At 64.4% G+C, this 19,398-nt stretch carries 12 protein-coding genes; 5 read left to right on the top strand and 7 right to left on the bottom strand.

Going from position 1 to position 19,398, the window contains the following annotated elements; all coding sequences use genetic code 11:
• The 4 genes from NKH17_RS23970 to NKH17_RS23955 all read left to right on the top strand — a co-directional run bounded on the left by NKH17_RS23970 (position 1) and on the right by NKH17_RS23955 (position 12,584).
• Positions 1-588: a HutD/Ves family protein gene (locus NKH17_RS23970; protein ID WP_352899834.1), complete on the top strand. Its 588-nt coding sequence runs from the start codon at positions 1-3 to the stop codon at positions 586-588.
• Between the two features lie 267 nt (positions 589-855).
• Positions 856-9,426: a glycoside hydrolase family 94 protein gene (locus tag NKH17_RS23965; RefSeq protein WP_352899832.1), complete on the top strand. Its 8,571-nt coding sequence runs from the start codon at positions 856-858 to the stop codon at positions 9,424-9,426.
• 364 nt (positions 9,427-9,790) lie between these two features.
• Positions 9,791-11,560, top strand: a complete 1,770-nt coding sequence (locus NKH17_RS23960) for a glucan ABC transporter ATP-binding protein/ permease (RefSeq protein ID WP_254817502.1) — start codon at positions 9,791-9,793, stop codon at positions 11,558-11,560.
• Positions 11,561-11,828: 268 nt separating this feature from the next.
• Positions 11,829-12,584 (top strand): heme ABC transporter permease, encoded by a 756-nt coding sequence (locus tag NKH17_RS23955; protein WP_352899830.1) that lies wholly within the window; start codon positions 11,829-11,831, stop codon positions 12,582-12,584.
• Between the two features lie 12 nt (positions 12,585-12,596).
• On the opposite strand, the gene NKH17_RS23950 is transcribed toward NKH17_RS23955, so the two are convergent.
• Positions 12,597-13,655, bottom strand: a complete 1,059-nt coding sequence (locus NKH17_RS23950) for a D-TA family PLP-dependent enzyme (RefSeq protein ID WP_352899828.1) — start codon at positions 13,653-13,655, stop codon at positions 12,597-12,599.
• A gap of 141 nt (positions 13,656-13,796) precedes the next feature.
• Here NKH17_RS23950 and NKH17_RS23945 point away from each other — a divergent pair, with 141 nt between their 5' ends.
• Complete coding sequence (locus NKH17_RS23945) at positions 13,797-14,483, top strand: D-lyxose/D-mannose family sugar isomerase (RefSeq protein ID WP_352899827.1); 687 nt, start codon at positions 13,797-13,799, stop codon at positions 14,481-14,483.
• Between the two features lie 40 nt (positions 14,484-14,523).
• Here NKH17_RS23945 and NKH17_RS23940 read toward each other — a convergent pair whose 3' ends face one another.
• From NKH17_RS23940 to NKH17_RS23915, 6 genes are read right to left on the bottom strand one after another with little or no spacing between them, the layout of a single operon-like run.
• On the bottom strand, positions 14,524-14,874 hold the full coding sequence (locus NKH17_RS23940; RefSeq protein WP_352899826.1) for a hypothetical protein: 351 nt from the start codon (positions 14,872-14,874) through the stop codon (positions 14,524-14,526).
• Positions 14,875-14,891: 17 nt separating this feature from the next.
• A complete protein-coding gene (locus tag NKH17_RS23935) occupies positions 14,892-15,758 on the bottom strand; it encodes an RDD family protein (RefSeq protein WP_352899825.1) in 867 nt (288 codons plus the stop codon).
• Positions 15,745-16,776 (bottom strand): stage II sporulation protein M, encoded by a 1,032-nt coding sequence (locus NKH17_RS23930; protein ID WP_352972471.1) that lies wholly within the window; start codon positions 16,774-16,776, stop codon positions 15,745-15,747. The genes NKH17_RS23935 and NKH17_RS23930 overlap by 14 nt, the downstream gene beginning before the upstream one ends.
• On the bottom strand, positions 16,773-18,080 hold the full coding sequence (locus NKH17_RS23925) for a DUF58 domain-containing protein (RefSeq protein ID WP_352899820.1): 1,308 nt from the start codon (positions 18,078-18,080) through the stop codon (positions 16,773-16,775). Before NKH17_RS23925 ends, NKH17_RS23930 begins: the two co-directional genes overlap by 4 nt.
• Complete coding sequence (locus NKH17_RS23920; protein ID WP_352480604.1) at positions 18,077-19,033, bottom strand: AAA family ATPase; 957 nt, start codon at positions 19,031-19,033, stop codon at positions 18,077-18,079. Before NKH17_RS23920 ends, NKH17_RS23925 begins: the two co-directional genes overlap by 4 nt.
• Positions 19,020-19,283, bottom strand: a complete 264-nt coding sequence (locus NKH17_RS23915) for a hypothetical protein (protein ID WP_352480605.1) — start codon at positions 19,281-19,283, stop codon at positions 19,020-19,022. Before NKH17_RS23915 ends, NKH17_RS23920 begins: the two co-directional genes overlap by 14 nt.
• Positions 19,284-19,398 lie beyond the last annotated feature (115 nt).

Raw genomic sequence — 19,398 nt, 5'->3', positions numbered from 1 at the left:
TTGCGCATCCTTCGGGCAGCGGAATACCGGTCGATGCCGTGGAAGAACGGCGGCGGGGTGACGACGGAGATTGTCGTGTCGCCGCCAGGTGCCGGGCTCGACGATTTCGACTGGCGTGTCTCGATGGCGCGCGTCGAGGGCAGCGGCCCGTTCTCCGGCTTCGCTGGCGTCGACCGGACCTTGGCCTTGCTGGAAGGCGAGGGCATGGTCCTCGATATCGCCGGCCGGCCGCCGGTCGAAATCACCAAGGCTTCCGGCCCCCTTACCTTTCCGGCCGACGTGCCGACGCAAGCTACGCTGATCGCCGGCCCGATCATCGACCTCAACGTCATGACCCGCCGCGCCCGGGCGACCCACACGGTTGAGCGCCTGCTGATTCCGGCTCCGACGGAGATCCAGGCCGAAGCCGATGAAACACTTATTCTGTGCGTCGACGGCGAACTCAGCGTGGCCGGCGCGGCGCCCATGCAACTTGGGCCGCTCGACGCGCTGTTGCTCGGGGCGCAAGCGCCGGAACTGCGCCTGGATGCGGTCCGGCCGGCGATGCTGTTCGTGATCCGCATCGACCGCACTGCCGGCAACGATTAACGTCTGTTTCCAAACATGATCGTGACGCCGGCCAAATATCGCGTAAGCTGGTCGCTGCATCACGAAAAAGCCTGAATCTTCCGCCGATCAGAAGCCGAAACGATGCTCATAGTGCTCGCCTGGAAGTTGTCGAGAGACGGCATCTTGTCGTGGTGCGGAAACAAACTTTCGGCCAAGTGTTGCGATGCAACCAATTGCATTTGGACCGGTTTTAGGGACATTGCCGTGGCGGTGACGCCGCACTGCGTCCCCAACACGGAACCTTAGATGAATATCCAGACCAATCTCGCACAGATCGAAAAGACGAGCGCCAGCTTCCCGGCTGTCACCGACGAGCCGATACGCTCCCATTTCCTGCCAGAAGATCGGCTCCGAGCGTTGGGCGCAGCCCTTGCCAATGGCGATGCCAAGGATTTGTTCGGTCTGACGCCTTTCGATTTTCAGGCGCGCATCCGCGACAGCGCCAGGAAGATTCTCGATGTCTACCGTTCCACCAACGCTGCCCAGGCGAGGGGCGAAACGATCACGCCCGCGGCGCAGTGGCTGCTCGACAACAACTACCTGGTCGAGGAGACCATTTTTCAGGTCAAGCGCGACCTGCCGCGCCGCTTCTATCGCCAGTTGCCGACGCTGAAACTGTCGGATGGATCCAGCGTGCCGCGCGCACTGGCGGTCGCGTGGACCTATGTCGCGCATTCCGACAGTTCCGTCTCGTCGGCCATGTTCAAGGCGATCGTCGAAGGCTTCCAGTCCGTCGAGCCGCTGAAGATCGGCGAATTATGGGCGCTGCCGTCGCTGCTGCGCTTCGTCCTGATCGAGAACCTTCGCCGCATCGCGGTCCGCGTCAATCGCACGCGGGAACTGCGCCAGATCGCTAACGAGGTCGCCGACCGTGTGCTGGCGACGGACGACAGCGCCGACCGGCAGGCGATACTTTCCCACTACAGCGCCCATGCGCAGGACACCACCTTCGCCACCCAGTTGCTCTACCGGCTGCGTGACGGCTCGCAAAATGCCGGCAGGGCGCTGGAATGGCTGGAGGGCGAGCTGGAAAGGACCGGCTCCGACGCGGAGGAGATCATCCTCAGCGAGCACCACACGCTGTCCAGCGGCAACGTGACCACCGGCAACATCATCCGCGGCCTGCGCCTGATCAACGACGTCGACTGGACGGTGTGGTTCGAGGGCGTCAGCCGCATCGACACCTTGCTGCGCGAACGCACCGATTTCGCCGCGCTCGATTTCTTTTCGCGCGACCAATACCGGACTGCGATCGAGGAGCTGGCGCGCCGTTCCGATCTCTCCGAATTTCGCGTTGCCGAAAGGGCGATCGAGCTCGCCGGCCATGCTGCCGATGCACCGGGCTCCGAAAGCGGTCCGATCGCTCACACCGACGTCGGCTTCTTTCTGGTCGGCCCGCGCCGGCAGGAGCTCGAGCGGTCGATCGGCTACCGGCCGACCATCGGCAAGACGCTGAACCGGACGTTCCGCAAGACCGGATGGCTGGGCATCGTCCTGCCGGTGTTTGCGCTGACGGTCCTGCTTCTGGTCGTTTCCGGCAATGCGCTTGCCAATCTCGGCCTGTCGGTGCCGTCGATCGTCCTGATGCTGGCCCTGTTCGCGGTGCCGGCCAGCGAAGGCGCGCTCGCATTCTTCAATACCGTCGTCTCGCTGTTTTTGAAACCGACGCGTCTCGTCGGCTATGATTTCAGGCACGGTGTGCCGCCCGAGGCGCGCACGCTGGTGGTGGTGCCGTCGCTGATCGGCTCGCGCGACGATGTCGAGGAGAACATCCGCAACATCGAGGTGCATCACCTCGCCAACACGGCGGGTGAGGTCTATTTCGCGCTGCTTTCCGACTGGCCGGACTCGAAGACCGAGATCGATACGGCGGATGTCGAAATCCTCGAATTCGCACGTGCCGAAATCGCCAGGCTGAACGCCCGCTATCCGTCGGAAGGCGCACCGCGCTTTTATCTGCTGCATCGGCGCCGGCTCTACAACGCATCGCAAGGCGTCTGGATGGGCTGGGAGCGCAAGCGCGGCAAGCTGCACGAATTGAACCTTCTGCTGCGCGGCGACAGCGACACCACCTTCCTGCCGTTGGAAGTGCCATTGCCGGAGAGCGTCGTCCACGTCATGACCCTGGACGCCGACACCCGCACCACCCGCGACGCCGTCGCTGCGCTGGCCGGCAAGCTTTGCCACCCGCTCAACCGTCCGCATTTCGATGTCGCACGGCGCGAGGTTACTGCAGGTTATTCCATCCTGCAGCCGCGCATCACCGCGTCGCTGACCAGCGGCGACGAGGCATCGTTCTTTCAGCGTGTCTTTTCCGCCAATCGCGGGCTCGATCCATACGTCTTTGCGGTGTCGGACCTCTACCAGGACATCTTCGGCGACGGTTCCTTCACCGGCAAAGGTCTCTACCATGTCGACGCCTTCGAGGCGGCGCTGAAGGGCCGCATCGAGGAAAACACCATCCTCAGCCATGATCTACTCGAAGGCGCCCTGGCGCGCTCGGCCTTGGTCACCGACGTCGAACTGGTCGAGGACTATCCGACCCGCTATTCGGTCGATGCGTCGCGCCACCATCGCTGGGCACGCGGCGACTGGCAGCTTCTGGGCTTCATCCTCGGCCCGCGCTCAAACGTGCCGGCGCTGTCGCGCTGGAAGATGGTGGACAATCTGCGCCGCTCGGTGACGCCGATCTTCTGGGTGATGGCCGCGATCGCCGGCTGGACGCTGCTCCCCTTCACGCAGGCGGCGCAATGGCAGGCGCTGCTGATCCTCACGCTGTTCATGGCGCCCACTTTCGACATCGTCAACGCCATCCTGCCGAAGAGCGGCGATCAGACGCCGCGCGGCCATTTCTCGGCACTGGCACGCGATGTTGCCTTCGGTACCGCCCTGGTGGCGCTGAAGATCGTCCTTATGGCGCACCTTGCGTGGATGATGGGCGACGCAATCATCCGCACGCTTTACCGCCTGTTCGTCAGCCGCCAGAACCTGCTCGAATGGCGCACCGCCTCGCAGGCACACAAGGGCAGCGACAACGATCTCGGCTCCTACTACAGCATCATGCACGGCGCCGTGATCATCGGCGTCGTCGGCCTCGCCGTCCCGGTGCTGGCCGATTCCACCGGCGCCTTCGTCGCCTTCTTCTTTGCCTTGTTCTGGATCGGCTCGCCCGCCATCGCCTGCTGGATCAGCCGTTCGGCCGAAACCGAGGACCGCCTGCGCATATCGGCCGCCGACATCCACGCGCTGCGCACGGTGGCGCGGCGTACATGGCACTATTTCGAGACTTTCGTGACGGCCGAGCATCATCATCTGCCGCCGGATAATTTCCAGGAAAGCCCGGCCCCCGTTGTAGCGCCCCGCACCTCGCCGACCAATATCGGCGTCTACCTGCTGTCGGTGATTTCGGCACGCGACTTCGGCTGGATCAGCCTCTCCGACGCCGTCAACCGCATCGACGCGACCATGTCGACCATCGAGAGCATGCCGCGCGATCGCGGTCATCTCTTCAACTGGTACGACACCACGACGTTGAAGCCGCTCTATCCGCTTTACATTTCTGCAGTCGACAGCGGCAATCTCGCCGGCCATCTGGTGGCTGTGGCCGCAGCCTGCGCCGAATGGGCCGAAGCGCCGTCGGTGCATGTGCAGGGCGACTTCGAAGGCATCCTCGATACTGTCACCATCCTCGACGAAAGCCTTGAGGAACTGCCCGACGACCGGCGTCAATTGCGGCCCTTGCGCCAGCGGCTCGCCGACCGTCTCGACGGCATGCGGCGGGCGGTCGAATTGATCAAGGCGCAGCCGGAGATGGCGTCGATCCGTACCATCAACCTGGCCGTCCTGGCCGGCGAGATACGCAAGCTCGCGACAGCCATCCACACCGAGGCCGCGTCGACCCAGAGCGACACCATCGCCGATTGGGCGGCCAGGCTCGAAGCCACCTGCGAGGCGCATGTGCACGACGCGCACAGCGACGAAAACGCCGTCGCGGCGTTGCGGGCCAAGCTTCTGACGTTGCGCGAGCGCACGCGCCGTTTCGCCTTCGAGATGGATTTCTCGTTCCTGATGCGGCCCGAACGCAAGCTCCTGTCGATCGGTTACCGGGTCGAGGAGCATCAGCTCGACGAAAGCTGCTACGATCTTTTGGCCTCCGAGGCGCGGCTGACCAGCCTGTTCGCCATCGCCAAGGGCGATTTGCCGACCGAGCACTGGTTCCGGCTCGGCCGGCCGATCGTCGAGATCGGCTTCCAGGGCGCACTGATGTCCTGGTCCGGCTCGATGTTCGAATATCTGATGCCGCCCCTGGTGATGAAGGAACCGCAAGGCAGCATTCTCAACCAGACCAGCAAGCTCATCATCAAGCGCCAGATCCAGTATGGCCGTTCGAAGAACGTTCCTTGGGGGATTTCGGAAGCGGCCTACAACGCCCGCGACCGTGAACTGACCTATCAGTACACCAATTTCGGCGTGCCCGGGCTCGGCCTGAAACGCGGCCTTGGCCAAAATACGGTAATCGCGCCTTACGCGACCGTGCTGGCAGCGCAGTTCACGCCGCATGAATCCGTGCAGAACCTGGCCAGGCTGAGGCGGCTGGGCGCGTTGGGCCGGCACGGCTTTTACGACGCGGTGGATTTCACGCCGCAACGCGTCCCCGAGGGCACCGACCACGCCGTCGTGCTCAATTACATGGCCCACCACTCCGGCATGTCGATTGCCGCAGTTGCCGATGCGATCTTCGAAGGGCGCCTGCGCGATCGCTTCCACAGCGATCCGGTGATCGAGTCGGCCGAATTGCTGCTGCAGGAAAGGGCGCCGCGCGACATCCCGACTGCGACCGTCAGAACCGAGGCCGACGAGCGCTCGAAGGACGAGACCGAGCTGGAAAGCCCGGACACCCGCATCGTGCTCGATCCGCTGAGGGCGCTGCGCTCGACCAGTGTCATGTCCAATGGCCGCTACTCGGTCATGGTCACCGCCACCGGCTCCGGCTACAGCCGCTGGGGCGACCTTGCCGTCACGCGCTGGCAGCCGGATCCGACCGAGGACCGCCTTGGTTCCTATATTTTCCTGCGCGACGCCAGCAACGGCGACTGGTGGTCGGCCACCGCCGAGCCGAAGCGCGCCGCCGGCGAGCGGGCGCAGACGCTGTTTTCTGACGACAAGGCGAGCTTCGTCAAATCGGTTGGATCGCTGCGTTCGGAAGTCGAGTGCATCGTCATCTCGGAAGGCAATGGTGAGGGCCGACGGGTGACGCTCCACAATGATGGCCCCGCCGACCGGCATATCGAAGTAACCTCGTTTGCCGAACTGGTGCTGGGCTCCGAGCCCTCCGATAATGCCCATCCGGCTTTTTCGAAGATGTTCGTGGAAACCGAGATCGCGCCGAACAACGGCGCGATCTTCGCCACCAGGCGCAAGCGCGAAAAGGATGAACCCGACGTCACCGTGGTGCACTTCGTCACCGACCCGTCTGGATCGGCGCGCGACGCCGAGGCGGAAACCGACAGGCGCGCCTTCATCGGCCGTGGCCGCACTATCACCGAGGCGGCTGCCTTTGATCCCGGCGCCAAGCTTGGCGGCCATTCCGGCTTCACCCTGGATCCGATCGCCTCGCTTCGCCGGCAGGTGCGCGTGCCGGCCAACAAGAAGATTTCGCTGACCTTCTGGACCGTCGTCGGTACCCATCGCGCCGAATTGGATGCCGCCATCGCCCGGCTCGACCATCCCGAAAGCTTCGCCCGCCAGGCGATGCTCGCCTGGACGCGCTCGCAGGTGCAGACCCGGCACCTTGGCCTCAGTCTGTCGGACGCCGCCAATGTGCAGAAGCTGGCGCGCTATCTGATCTATCCCGACCCGTTCCTGCGCCTTCCCGGCGAATCCATCGTCTCCGGGCTCGGCAGGCAGTCCAGCCTGTGGCCGACCAGCATATCCGGCGATTTTCCGATTTTCCTGGTCAGGATCGCCGATGTCGCCGATCTGGAGATCGTCGCCCAGGCGCTTCGCTTCCAGGAATACATGCGCGCCCGCGGCATGATGATCGATTTTGTCGTCGTCAACGAGCAGGCGTCATCCTACGTGCAGGACCTGCAGCGTGCGGTGGAGACGCTGTGCGAAAACAGCCGGTTGCGCGGCAAGGAGCTCGGACCCCGCCAGCACATCTTCGCAGTGCGCCGCGATCTGATGGAGGAAACGACCTACAGGACCTTGCTCGCCGTCGCTCGGGTGGTGCTGCATACGCGCAACGGCACCATCTTCGACCAGATCGAGCGCGCCGAGGCTGCGGCACTGCAGGCGCGGGACGCCGCCCTCCAGCCGGCAGACCTTGCAGCGCTTCGCGAGCCGTCCTTGCCGGTGCCGACGTCGCAAGCATCTGCCGCCCAGGCACTGATCGAGGGCCGCGTCGACGGCAGCGGGCTCGACCAATGGAACGGTTTCGGCGGCTTCGACGGCGACGGACGCCACTACGTCGTGCGTCTTGCCGGCCGGCGCACGACGCCGCAGCCGTGGATCAACGTGATCTCCAACCCATCGTTCGGGTTCCACATTTCGGCTGAAGGCGCTGCCTTCACCTGGAGCCGCAACAGCCGCGACTATCAGTTGACGCCATGGTCGAACGATCCGGTCACCAACCGGCCGGGCGAGGGCATCTATATCTACGATCATGCCAGTGGCAGGGCGTTCTCGCCAATGGCTGCCGTGGTGCGTGATCCGACAATGACCTACGAAACCTGGCACGGACAGGGTTTTTCGACGTTCCGCTCACAACGCGGGCCGCTGTCGATGGACCTGACCCATGTCGTCGATCCCGTCGATCCGGTGAAAATATCGCGGCTGCGCATCCAGAATTCGGGTTCGGTGCCGATGCGGCTGCGCGTCTACGCCTATGCGGAATGGGTTCTTGGCGGCCATCGCTCGCGCACCGCTGCAAGCATCGTTCCGTCGAGGGATGCCGCAACCGGCGCATTGCTGGCGCAAAATCCCTATGGACTCGATTTCGGCGAGCGAATCGCCTTTCTGGCCGCCGACGGTGCGGTGCATTCGGTCACCGCCGACCGCGGCGAGTTCATCGGCAGGCAAGGCACGAGCGAGTTTCCGCATGCGGTGCTGAGCGGCGCCGACCTGTCGGGCCGCGTAGAGGCCGGCGACGATCCCTGCGCGGCCATCGCACGCGACATCGACATCGCTGCCGGTGGCGACGTCACGCTGCTCTGGCTGCTCGGCGACGCGGCCTCGCCCGACGAGGCCAGCGCGCTGGTGCAGACCCATCGCTCCAGGGATTTCGATCAGCGGCTGGCCGACAACGAGCGCACATGGCGCGGTTTTCTGGACACCATCCAGGTCGAGACGCCGGACAAGGCCCTCGACGCCATGGTCAATCACTGGCTGCCCTATCAGAGCCTGGCCTGCCGCATCCGTGCCCGCTCTGCGTTCTATCAGGCGAGCGGTGCCTTCGGCTTCCGCGATCAGTTGCAGGACACGTTGGCTTTGCTGGCGCACGACCCCAAGCTGGCGCGCGATCAGATCCTCAACGCGGCGCGGCGGCAATTTCCCGAAGGCGACGTGCAGCATTGGTGGCTGCCGCGCACCGAGGCCGGCGTCCGCACCATGATCTCTGACGACGTGGTCTGGCTGGCCCACGCTACCGCGCGCTACCTGCTGGTGACCGGTGACACCGCGATCCTGAAGGAGCAACTGCCCTTCATCGAAGGGCAGGCGCTGAGCGAAGGCGAGCACGATGCGTTCTTCATCCCGGAAATCTCGAAGAAGACAGCCTCGCTCTACGACCACTGCGCGCGGGCGCTCGATCTTGCTGTCAAGCGCAGCAGCCCGGCCGGGCTGCCGCTGATCCTCGGCGGCGACTGGAACGACGGCATGAACCGCGTCGGCGAGCACGGCAAGGGCGAGAGCGTATGGCTGGGCTGGTTCCTGCTGAAGACGCTGGGCGAATTTGCCGATGTCGCCAAGGCGGAGCGCGATGCAAAGCGCGTGCAAGCCTGGACGAAGCACGCCGAGGTGCTGAAGCGGGCGCTGGAAAGCACCGCCTGGGATGGCGAGTGGTATCGGCGCGGCAGCTTCGACGACGGCACGCCGCTCGGCTCGCGCAAGTCGGATGAGTGCAAGATCGACTCGATCGCCCAGTCCTGGAGCGTGCTTTCGGGCGAGGGCGACCCGGCGCGGTCGACCACGGCAATGGGGCAGGCGATGAAAGCGCTCGTCGACGACGAGCTCAAGATCGTCAAACTGTTCACCCCGCCCTTCTCGAAGACGGAAAAGGACCCGGGCTACATCAAAAGCTATCCACCGGGGGTCCGTGAAAACGGCGGCCAATACACGCACGCCGCGACATGGTTCGTTATTGCGCTCGCCGAGATGGGTCGCACCGACGATGCGTACCGTTGCCTTTCGATGCTAAATCCGGTCAACCATGCGCTCGATGAAGCCGCGGCAGAGCGCTACCGCGTGGAACCCTACGTCGTCGCGGCCGACGTTTATTCCGGGCAAGACAAGGGCGGCCGAGGCGGCTGGACCTGGTATACCGGGTCGGCGGGCTGGCTTTATCGCGCTGCGGTCGAGAGCATTCTCGGCATAGAGCGCCGCGGACAGCGCCTCCAGTTCACGCCGCGACTTCCCAGCCATTGGGACGGCTATTCGGCAACCCTGAAGATGCTGGGCGCCGAGATCAAGGTACGCGTCGTCCGCGACAAAAAGGCCCGGGCCATCTCACTTGAAGTGAATGGCACGAAGACCAAATCTTCGTCCTTCGAGCCAAAAGCCGGAGACAATGCCGAGGTGGTCGTTAGAATACCGACCTAGATTCAAGGACTTGGAGCGTCGCTCAGGGTTGCCCAGGGCACGCGCGGGCGCTCCAAGTGCCTCTACCGGTTATATTTGCGTTTGACCTTGCTGAATGCCTGCACACGACTTTAGACGTCGTGCCTGGGGTCTTGCTGATTAAAAATGTGGCAGTGCTTTCCAGTTGCCATGATTTTGCCGCAACGCTGACATTTCACCTTTTATCTCAAACTGTTAGACGATCACGGCAAATTTCGAAGCGTCGTCATCTTTTGTTCGCGGAATGGGAACGGAAGAGGTAGACGAGCATTGTTTTGCGACGCGTCAACCGATACGAGTCAAAAAATGACGCACTGCACCATAAATAATTGGCGGAGTAGCTGAAGTGTCACTTCTGCAAATCTACTGGCGAGCCCTTGGTTATCTCGCTGCCGACAGGAAACGCGTTGCGTTTATCTGCGGGGCGAATGTCGCGCTTGCCATTATCGCCATTCTCGAGCCGATTATGTTCGGCCGGGTGATCGATGCCATTTCGGACCGCGGCTCGGTATTCGCGACACTCGCAATGTGGGCCGGCCTCGGCGCGTTCAATATCATCGCCTTCGTTCTAGTAGCGCGCGGCGCCGACCGCTTTGCCCACCAGCGGCGCAGCGAGGTTCTCTGCCAGTCGTTCGAGCGCGTGATCACCATGCCGCTTGCCTGGCATCATCAGCGCGGCACCTCCAATTCCCTGCACACGCTCCTGCGCGCGGTCGAGACCCTGTTCAGCCTCTGGCTCGAATTCATGCGGCAGCATCTGTCGACCGCGGTTGCGCTGGTTCTGCTGGTGCCCACCGCGCTCAGCATGGATATCCGCATGTCGATGGTGCTGCTGGCGCTTGGCGCGCTCTATGTCGGCATCGGACGGCTGGTGATGCGGCGCACCAAGGAAGGCCAGGCGGCCGTAGAGCGGCACTACCACAAGGTGTTTGCGCATGTGACGGACTCGGTCAGCAACGTCGCCGTCCTGCAGAGCTACAACCGCATCGGCCATGAGACCGAGGCGCTGAAGCGCTACGTCAAGAACCTGCTCGACGCACAGAATCCGGTGCTCGACTGGTGGGCGATGGCCAACGCGCTGCACCGCCTGTCGTCGACGATTTCGATGATGGTGGTGCTCTTGATTGGCGCCTATCTGGTGACGCACGGCCAGTTGCGGATCGGCGACGTCATCGCCTTTACCGGCTTTGCCACGCTGCTGATTGCCCGGCTCGACCAGATGTCGGCGTTCGCCAACCAGATTTCCGAGGCGCGCGCCAAGCTCGAGGAATTCTATCATCTCGAGGACTCTGCATCCGACGCCGCCGAACCCGATGGGCTGCGCGAGCTCGTCAACGTCACGGGGCACGTGCGTTTCGAGAATGTCTGCTTCGAGTTCGGCAACTCGGGGCAGGGCGTCGACGACGCGTCGTTCGAGGTCCAGGCCGGCCAGACGGTCGCCATCGTCGGCCCCACGGGCGCCGGCAAGACGACGCTCATCAACCTTCTGCAGCGCGTCTTTACCCCGTCCAGCGGCCGTATCCTGATCGACGGCATCGACACCCGCACGGTGACCCGCAAGTCGCTGCGCCATTCGATCGCCACCGTGTTCCAGGATGCCGGCTTGCTCAACCGCTCGATCGAGGACAACATCCGCGTCGGCCGTGCGGAGGCGACCTATGACGAGGTCCATGCCGCGGCCAATGCCGCCGCCGCGCAGGATTTCATCCTGTCGAAGAGCGAGGGCTACGACACGGTCGTCGGCGAACGCGGCGGACAGCTGTCCGGTGGCGAGCGCCAGCGCATCGCGATCGCCCGCGCCGTGCTGAAGGACGCGCCCATCCTGGTTCTCGACGAGGCGACCAGCGCGCTCGACGTCGAGACGGAAGATCGCGTCAAGGACGCCATCGACGAGTTGCGGCGCGGCCGCACCACCTTCATCATCGCCCACCGCCTGACCACCGTTCGCGACGCCGATCTGGTCGTGTTCATGGACAAGGGCCGGGTGGTCGAGATGGGGGGGTTCACCGAACTGTCGTTGCGCAACGGTCGCTTCGCCAGCCTGCTGCGCGCCGGCGGCCTGCTCAACGACGAGGAGGTTCGCCGCCTCAGCCGCCCGGTGAACGAAGCCGCCTGAACGTGGCGCGGTTCTCCTTCTCGCCTTGCGGGAGAAGGTGGCCTCGCGAAGCGAGGTCGGATGAGGGGTGCTCCGGCTTGGCTCAAATCTTCATCCAAAATCCAGACTGAGGCGCATTGCGATAAAGACACTAGCGCCTCATTTCTTCGAGCACCCCTCATCCGGCTCGGCGCTAACGCGCCGATCCACCTTCTCCCACAAGGGGCGAGGGAGAGACGCGTCTCGCCGCTGGTTGCCGCAACTCCGCCGGCGGTCTATGTAAGGCCGCATGAGCGACACGACTTCACGCCCCTCCGGCTGGATGGATATTGCCAACCCGACGCGGTTCGTCGGGCTTGCCGACAAGATCGTGCCGTGGCTGGCGAGCGTCGCCGCCGTCGTCCTCGCTGTCGGTCTCTATATGAGCTTCACGGCGCCTGAGGACTTCCAGCAGGGCATCACCGTTCGCATCATGTATATCCACGTGCCTTTCGCCTGGCTTGCCATGATGTGCTACACGCTGATGGCGGTCTCGGCACTGGGCACGCTGGTCTGGCGCCATCCGCTGGCCGACGTGGCGCTGAAATCGGCGGCACCCATCGGCGCCGTCTTCACCGCCCTTGCGCTGATCACCGGTTCGATCTGGGGCAAGCCAATGTGGGGCACCTGGTGGGTGTGGGACGCGCGGCTGACCTCCGTCTTCATCCTGTTCCTGATGTATCTCGGCATCATCGCGCTGACCCGCGCGCTAGACGATGCCGGGCGCGCCGCCTGGGCAGCGGCCATCATAACCCTGGTAGGCTTCATCAACATCCCGATCATCAAATTTTCGGTCGACTGGTGGAACACGCTGCATCAGCCGGCGTCGGTGTTCCGGCTTGGTGGGCCGACGATAGATCCAAGCCTGTTGTGGCCCTTGCTTGTGATGGCACTCGGCTTCACCGTGCTTTTCTTCGCGCTGCACCTGACGGCGATGCGCACCGAGATCCGGCGCCGCCGGGTCATTTCGATGCGCCGGGTTGCCGCGAGGCAGGCTGAACGGTAACTAACGATAGGATCAAGCCATACGCCCGCGTGCTGCCACCGGCAGCGTCTCGATCACCTTGTCGCCTTCGATCAGATGCACCTCGTCGAACAGGTTGGTGACGACGCAGCAATGGTCGGGTACGACGCGCACGCGCTCGCCGATGCGAAGCTCTGCGCCGCCTGACAGCGTGACGTTGCCGTGCTCTTCGCTGAGGCTGGTCACCCTTGCGCCTGAAATGCCCAGCAGCTCGCCGAAATCGGCGAGCCCCAGCGTATCGCTGGAGAGCGCCTTGCTGCCGGCGTCGAGGATGGCGCGTGTCGGCGTTGGGTGGCTGACCACCGTCGACAGCACGGTCAGCGCGCAATCGTCGAGGCTGCCGACGCCTTTGGCGACCTGGTAGCGGTCGAGATAGATGTAGGTGCCGGGCCGGTATTCGGTAACGACGCTATGCTCGCCGGAACGCCACATATCGGGTGTGCCGCCGCTGGAGATGCGCTCGCAAGCAAGGCCGGCTGCGGCAAGTGCTTGCTGCGCATCGGCGAGCCACGCCTCGGTTTCGGCGGCGCGGCCCGCCCCCGGGTAGGTCATCAGGCCGCCGAAGACGAGCCCCCGGACCTTGTCGATCTCGCTCGCCAGCGCGACTGCCTCGCCGGCCGACTGCACACCGCAGCGGCCCATGCCGGTGTCGCATTCGACCAGCACCGGCAGGCGGTGGCCGGGATCGGTAAAGGTGGCGGCAAGCCCCATCAGCGTGTCCATGCTGTCCGTTGTCACCGACAGCGTTACGCGGCCGTGCAGCGCCTTGAGGCGTTCCAGCTTGGCCCGCCCGAAGATATTGTAGGGCAGAAAGATGTCGGTCAGTCCGGCATCGGCCATGATTTCGGCCTCGCCGATCTTCTGGCAGGTGATGCCGATGGCCCCGGCCGCGACCTGCTTTTTCGCCCAGTAGGGCAGCTTGTGGGTCTTGATGTGCGGCCGGAGCTTCAGCCCGTGCCGGTCGGCATGGGCCTGCGCCCGGGCGATGTTGGCTTCTGCGCGGCGGGCGTCGATCAGGATCGCCGGCGTATCGAGGTCGTCTATGCTGCGCATGGAATGTCACCTTTGGGAATTTGTCGGGACTTATGGCCCTGATCGTCGCCGATGTCATGAGGCCAGAATGCGGTTTACGTCGACACCGGATCGGTGTTCGGTTATGCGCTGTAGGTGCCGCCTGAAGAAGGGATCATGATCATGAAACGCTCCGCCATCAACGACATCATCCGCGACGCCGACGCCTTCATCCGTTCGTTCGGCTACATCATGCCGCCCTTCGCCTACTGGTCGCCGGAAGAGATGAAGGCGCACCGGCAGGATTCGTCGGCCATCTTCTCGTCGCGGCTTGGCTGGGACATCACCGATTACGGCCAGGGCAAGTTCGACGAGCTCGGCCTGTTCCTGTTCACCGTACGCAACGGCCGCTACGAGGACATGAAGAAGGGCATGGGCATGCTCTATGCCGAAAAGATCATGATCTCGCGCAAGGATCAGCTGTCGCCGATGCACCGCCACAATATCAAGGCCGAGGACATCATCAACCGTGGCGGCGGCAAGCTGGTGCTGGAGCTGTTCATGCATGACCGCGATGGCGGCATCGATCCGAAGGCCGAAGTATCGGTGCCTGTCGACGGAACCATCTACAGACTGCCTGCGGGTGGAGTGCTGAAGCTCGACCCAGGCCAGAGCGTGACGCTGCTGCCGGGCGTCTGGCACGCCTTCTGGGCCGAGGGCAAGGACGTGCTGATCGGCGAGGTCTCGACCGTCAATGACGATCTCACCGACAACGTTTTTCGCGAGCCGATCGGCCGCTTCGCGGACATCGACGAGGACACAGCACCGCTGCATCTGCTGGTGTCCGATTACGAGAAGTGGGTGGGCTAGGGCAGGAGGTGGCGCTGGTCGGAAATGCCGAAACCGATAGCTAGGAGTCCCAATTCAGCTGCTGCAAAAATGTCCGAAAACCGATTGTGCTGTCACTGAATTCGCTCGTGCTATGCAGTAAAAAAACGATATCCACCGTGGGCGGCGCTTCTATTCTCACTATTATTAGACGCACTCCGTCATCCAGGATCTCAACGCCCGTTTCTCGTTTCCAATTTCCGCCCACTTGCTGAAGTCTGGGGGAGGAATCGTCGAATTGCTCTCGCATCGATTCGTCGTTTGGAAAGGGAGTGTCGGTGAGGCTGCTGAATTCTTCCCAGGACCCAGAGACCGCCGCCTGAATTGCGCGATCTATCCTGGATTCCTCAATCGCGCTAATTTTGACCTGCATCTCGTCCCTCCTCCGGTCTAACGCTGATGCTTGTCGGCCCTGCGGTTGCCCAGCAGGAGCTTGCGTTCGAGATGCGCCCGCAACTCCCCATAATACGCCGTCAGGAATGCGCGTGCGTCATGGGCTTGTGGTGCCGCGCCGATCTTGTGTCCGATCGTTTCGGCCACCGTCCGCAGGGCGAAATAGTCGTCGCGGCGCAGCACCTCCTCCAGCTTGTGGAGTTCGGCAATCCCGTAGGCATCGAGCTGGGTGTGGCTGAACCGGAACGCGCCGGCCGCCGAATCCTGTCGTGCCGACAGGTCTTCAAGCAAGGCGCGCTTCGGCGCCTCGACCACCCAGGTCCCTGCCAACAGGTCGCCAATCCGCATGCGGTCTCGATTGAACAGCGGGAACAAGGCAAACAGCAGCGTCCACACCAGTCCGAAGATTGTCGTCAGTGTGTCGGCAAGGTCGGTCCCGCTGCGTCCGGCGATGATCGACAGCGGCAGGAACACCTCGATCTCGCGCATCAGGTTGCGGGCAATGACCTGGTCGATCGACAGGCCGTCGCCACTGCGCGACGCGACCCGGATGCCGACGATCCGCTTGCCGGGCGTAGCCGCGCGCCGGCCTGCTTCGAAGGCGATGAAGTAGGCGTTGCGCAGAAAGAAGATCAGGATGATCCAGACGACGAAGAGCGGCTGAAATCCCTCGCTGCCAAGGCCTCCCACCCCGAACAGCGCGACGATCGTGATCACGATTGCAGCCACGGCGATGAACGCGACGTCGAGAAGGAAGGCGGAGGCCCGCGTGCCGGCGTCGGCCAGCCTTATCCGGAGATCGACGCCTTCGGGCGTGATCAGCGGCCGTACGGCCGCGAAGGCGGCGCGCCTACCGATCGCCATGCCGCACCGCCCGGAACAGATAGAAATAGCCGAGCCACAGCGCCAGCATGCCACCGCCAATGGCGTAGCGCGTGACGTCGCTGGTGATGGTCTGCCTGCCAATGCCCTCGAGCAGCCCGGCAAACAGCAGCATGACCGAGACCCCGACCATGGCGTTCGCGGCGATGCGACCGGCGCGAGCCGCTGCCGCCATGCGTGTCAATTCGCCGGGAAAGGCGATGCTGGTGCCGATGCGCATGCCGGCCGCGCCGGCCAAAGCGATCGCGAACAATTCGGTGGTGCCGTGGATGGCCAGCCAACCGCCGAGCTCCATGCCAAGTCCCTTGGACCAGTAGACTTGGAACAACGCCCCGATCATGCAGCCGTTGAACAGCATCAGCAGCACTGTCGGCACCGCGAAGGCGAAGCCAAGGGCAAAGGCCAGGATTGAGACCTGGACGTTGTGCGTGAACAGATAGGCGGCAAAGCCTGAGAGAAAGCCATTGTCGCCATCATAAAGCATATTGCGCAGCAGTTCGGCCGAGGTGTCGGGGCCGCGGCCTCCTGCCAGGCCGGGCGGGATGATCGCGTCGAACCAGCTCTTGTCGGATGCCACCAGCCAGGCGCCTGCACCAATGCCGATCACCATCAGCGCGACCGACGCCAATGTCTCGCGCCACAGGTCGCGAATGGCCTCGGGCCAGTCGTGCAGGAAGAAATCGGCCAGGCGCTGCCGCAGCCCGCGACGCGCGCCGTAGAGATAGAAATAACCGCGCAGCGACAGCGCTTCGAGATAGCCGACCAACGCATTGTCGAGCGAGGTTGCGCGCGCCACCGACAGGGAAGACAACGCGGATCTATAGAGCAGGGGCAGCGACAGCAGCTCCTCTTCGGAAAGCGTCCGCGGCGCACGCTTCTCGACACGCGCCAGCAGCGCCTCGAATGCCTTCCAGTCGGCCTCGCGCTCGCGGCGGAAGCTGGCCAGCGACTGGCGTACCGCGTCGCCACGTGCAGCATTGTCGACGACTGGCGCCGTCACAGCAAATCCTCCTGCTTGAACTGCAGATAGCGCTCGACCAGCGCGGGACCCAGCCGATTGTGCTCAGCTTCAATCACATGCGCCCCGAGCAGGCGCAGCCGGCCGATGACGACCTGCCTTTCGCGCAAAAGCCCTCCGGCGACGACCGCGCGGGCAACGTCCTCGCCGGAGCGTGGCGGCATATCGGCCAGGCCCTCCAGTTCGGTGTCCTTCATCAGCATGAACAGCACGAGATGCCGTTCGGTGAGCCGGCCCACGGTGCGCAGCATCAATTCCGCGCTGATCGGATCGACGAAATCGGTGAAGATGATGACGAGCGAGCGGCGGTCGAGCCGCGCCGCGAGCATCGTCAGCGCCAGCGTGAAATTGGTCTCCTCGCTGGAATAGTCGATCTCCGCCGCTCGTTTCTGGATCATCGCAAAGTTGGCGGGGCCGCGCACCGCGCCGCTCGAAACGCGCGGCCTTGCATCGAAGCCGAACAGGCTGACCATATCGCCGCCCTTCAGCGCGATGAACGCCGACAGCAAGGCGGCCGTCACGGCCCGGTCCACCTTAGGCATACCGTCGACCGGCTCGCACATCAGGCGTCCGCTATCGATGGCCAGCACGATGTTGTTGTTCTCCTCGATGCGGAACTCGCGCGCCAACAGCTTGCCGTGGCGGGCGCTGCGCTTCCAGTCGATCATCCGCCGGCCCATGCCCGGCTGGTAATCCTTGAGCGCGTCGAACTCGCGGCCTTGACCGGCGCGGCGCTGCGCATGGCCTTCGGCAAGCGCCGCATGTTGCAGAAGCGTGATCGCTTCGCCGCGAGCGCTGCTGACGTCGGGCAGCACCGCAACCTTGCTTTCCACCGGCAGCACGACCTGGTTCCAGACCAGCCCAAACGGCCCGCGCCAGCGCACCCAGAGACGGTCGAAGCTGGCGACGCCGCGCCGCAGCGCCTGGAAGCGGAGGTTGAGCGACCCGCCTCTGGCGGTCGGCTGCAAGGCCCCGCCGCTGCCGCTCACCGGCGCCAGACGCGCATCGTGGCCGACGCGAGCCTCCGCGGCGCGCGGCCCCGAGTGACGGGCGGTGATTTGCACGCCGAATTGCCTACCGACACCGACCTGCTGCGGCGCATCGATGCTGGCATTCAGCGATGCCCGTCCGCGTCCCGCCGCGGCATCCACCGCCAGGAAGGCAAGCAGCAGGCAACTCCACAGCAATCCCAGATACCAGAAGGACGGCAATGCCAGCGCGACCAGGAAGGCCGGCACCGCGCCGGCAGCGGCTGCCCACACCGCTCGGCCGCTGGGATAGATCAACGTGGTGCTTCCGTCTGGTCGACCAGGTCGGAGACGATCTGCTCGACCAGGCGGCCGTCGATCTGGGCGGCAGGCGAAAGGATGACGCGATGGCGCAGTGCCGGCACCGCCAGCGCCTTGACGTCGTCGGGGATCACATAGGCGCGTCCGTCCAGCGCCGCCCGGGCACGCGCCGCCCGCGCCAGCATGGCGCCGGCGCGCGGGCTGGCTCCGACTTCCAGATCGGCATTTTCGCGCGTAGCCCGAACCAGCGCCGCTATGTAGCCGACGACATCGTCGACAAGGGTGACGGAGCCGACGACTTCAAGGGCCTCCTGCAGCGTCTCGCGGTCCGTCTGCGCCTTGATGCCGTATTGCGCGATGTCGTGCGAGGCGGAGCCGCCGCCGTGATGGACGATGATGGCCCGTTCTTCCTCGGGGCCGGGATAGCTGACGCGGTGCTTGAACAGAAAGCGGTCGAGCTGCGCCTCCGGCAGCGGATAGACGCCCTGGTGCTCGATCGGATTCTGGGTCGCGACGACCATGAAGTTGCGGCCGAGCGAATGCGTGGTGCCGTCGAAGGTGACCGCGTGTTCCTGCATCGCCTCGAGCAGTGCGGCCTGCGTCTTGGGCGGCGTGCGGTTGATTTCGTCGGCAAGCAGGAGATCGCAGAAGATCGGGCCGCGCGTCAGCGTGAACTGCCCGGTCTGGAAGTTGTAGATGTTCGACCCGACGATATCGCCGGGCATCAGGTCCGGCGTGAACTGGATCCGCCCGTAGGCGATCCCAAGCGCCTGGGCGAAGCAGCGCGCGGTCATCGTCTTGGCCGTGCCGGGAGGACCTTCGAGCAGGATATGCCCGCCCGCAAACAAGGCGGTCAGCATCAGGTCGACTGTATCGTGCTGCCCGGTAATCGCCTTGGCAACTTCTTCCCTGATCCGTGTCGCCAGGGCCTTCACATCATCGACGTTCACCGAGCCTCCTTGCCGTCCAGTCGTGCAGCCGTTCTGCTGCCTGTTGCATCTGCGCCAGGTTCTTGGCCTCGCCGGCGGCTTGCGAACGCGTCGTGAAGCCGCCAGCTTGCTCCTTATCGCGAGAGTCGAGCCAGCGGTCGAGCGCTTTGCCTTGCAGTCCGTGCGGTGCCCCGAGCAGCGCGCCGGCGCGCACCCGCATCAAGGCCGCATAGCGGCCTCCCAGCTCATCCAGCCGGCCGGCACGCCGCATGAGCATCGCCGTGGGGTGGTAAACACCCCCCCGGGGGGCGGGGGGGGCGGGCGGGGGGGGAGGCGGCGGGGGGGGCCCGCCCCCCCCCACCGCGGCACCCCCGCGGGGGCCGCGA

This window comes from Mesorhizobium sp. M1334, from assembly GCF_040317995.1.
GTDB lineage: Bacteria > Pseudomonadota > Alphaproteobacteria > Rhizobiales > Rhizobiaceae > Mesorhizobium.
This window is presented reverse-complemented; position numbering and strand designations above follow the sequence as displayed.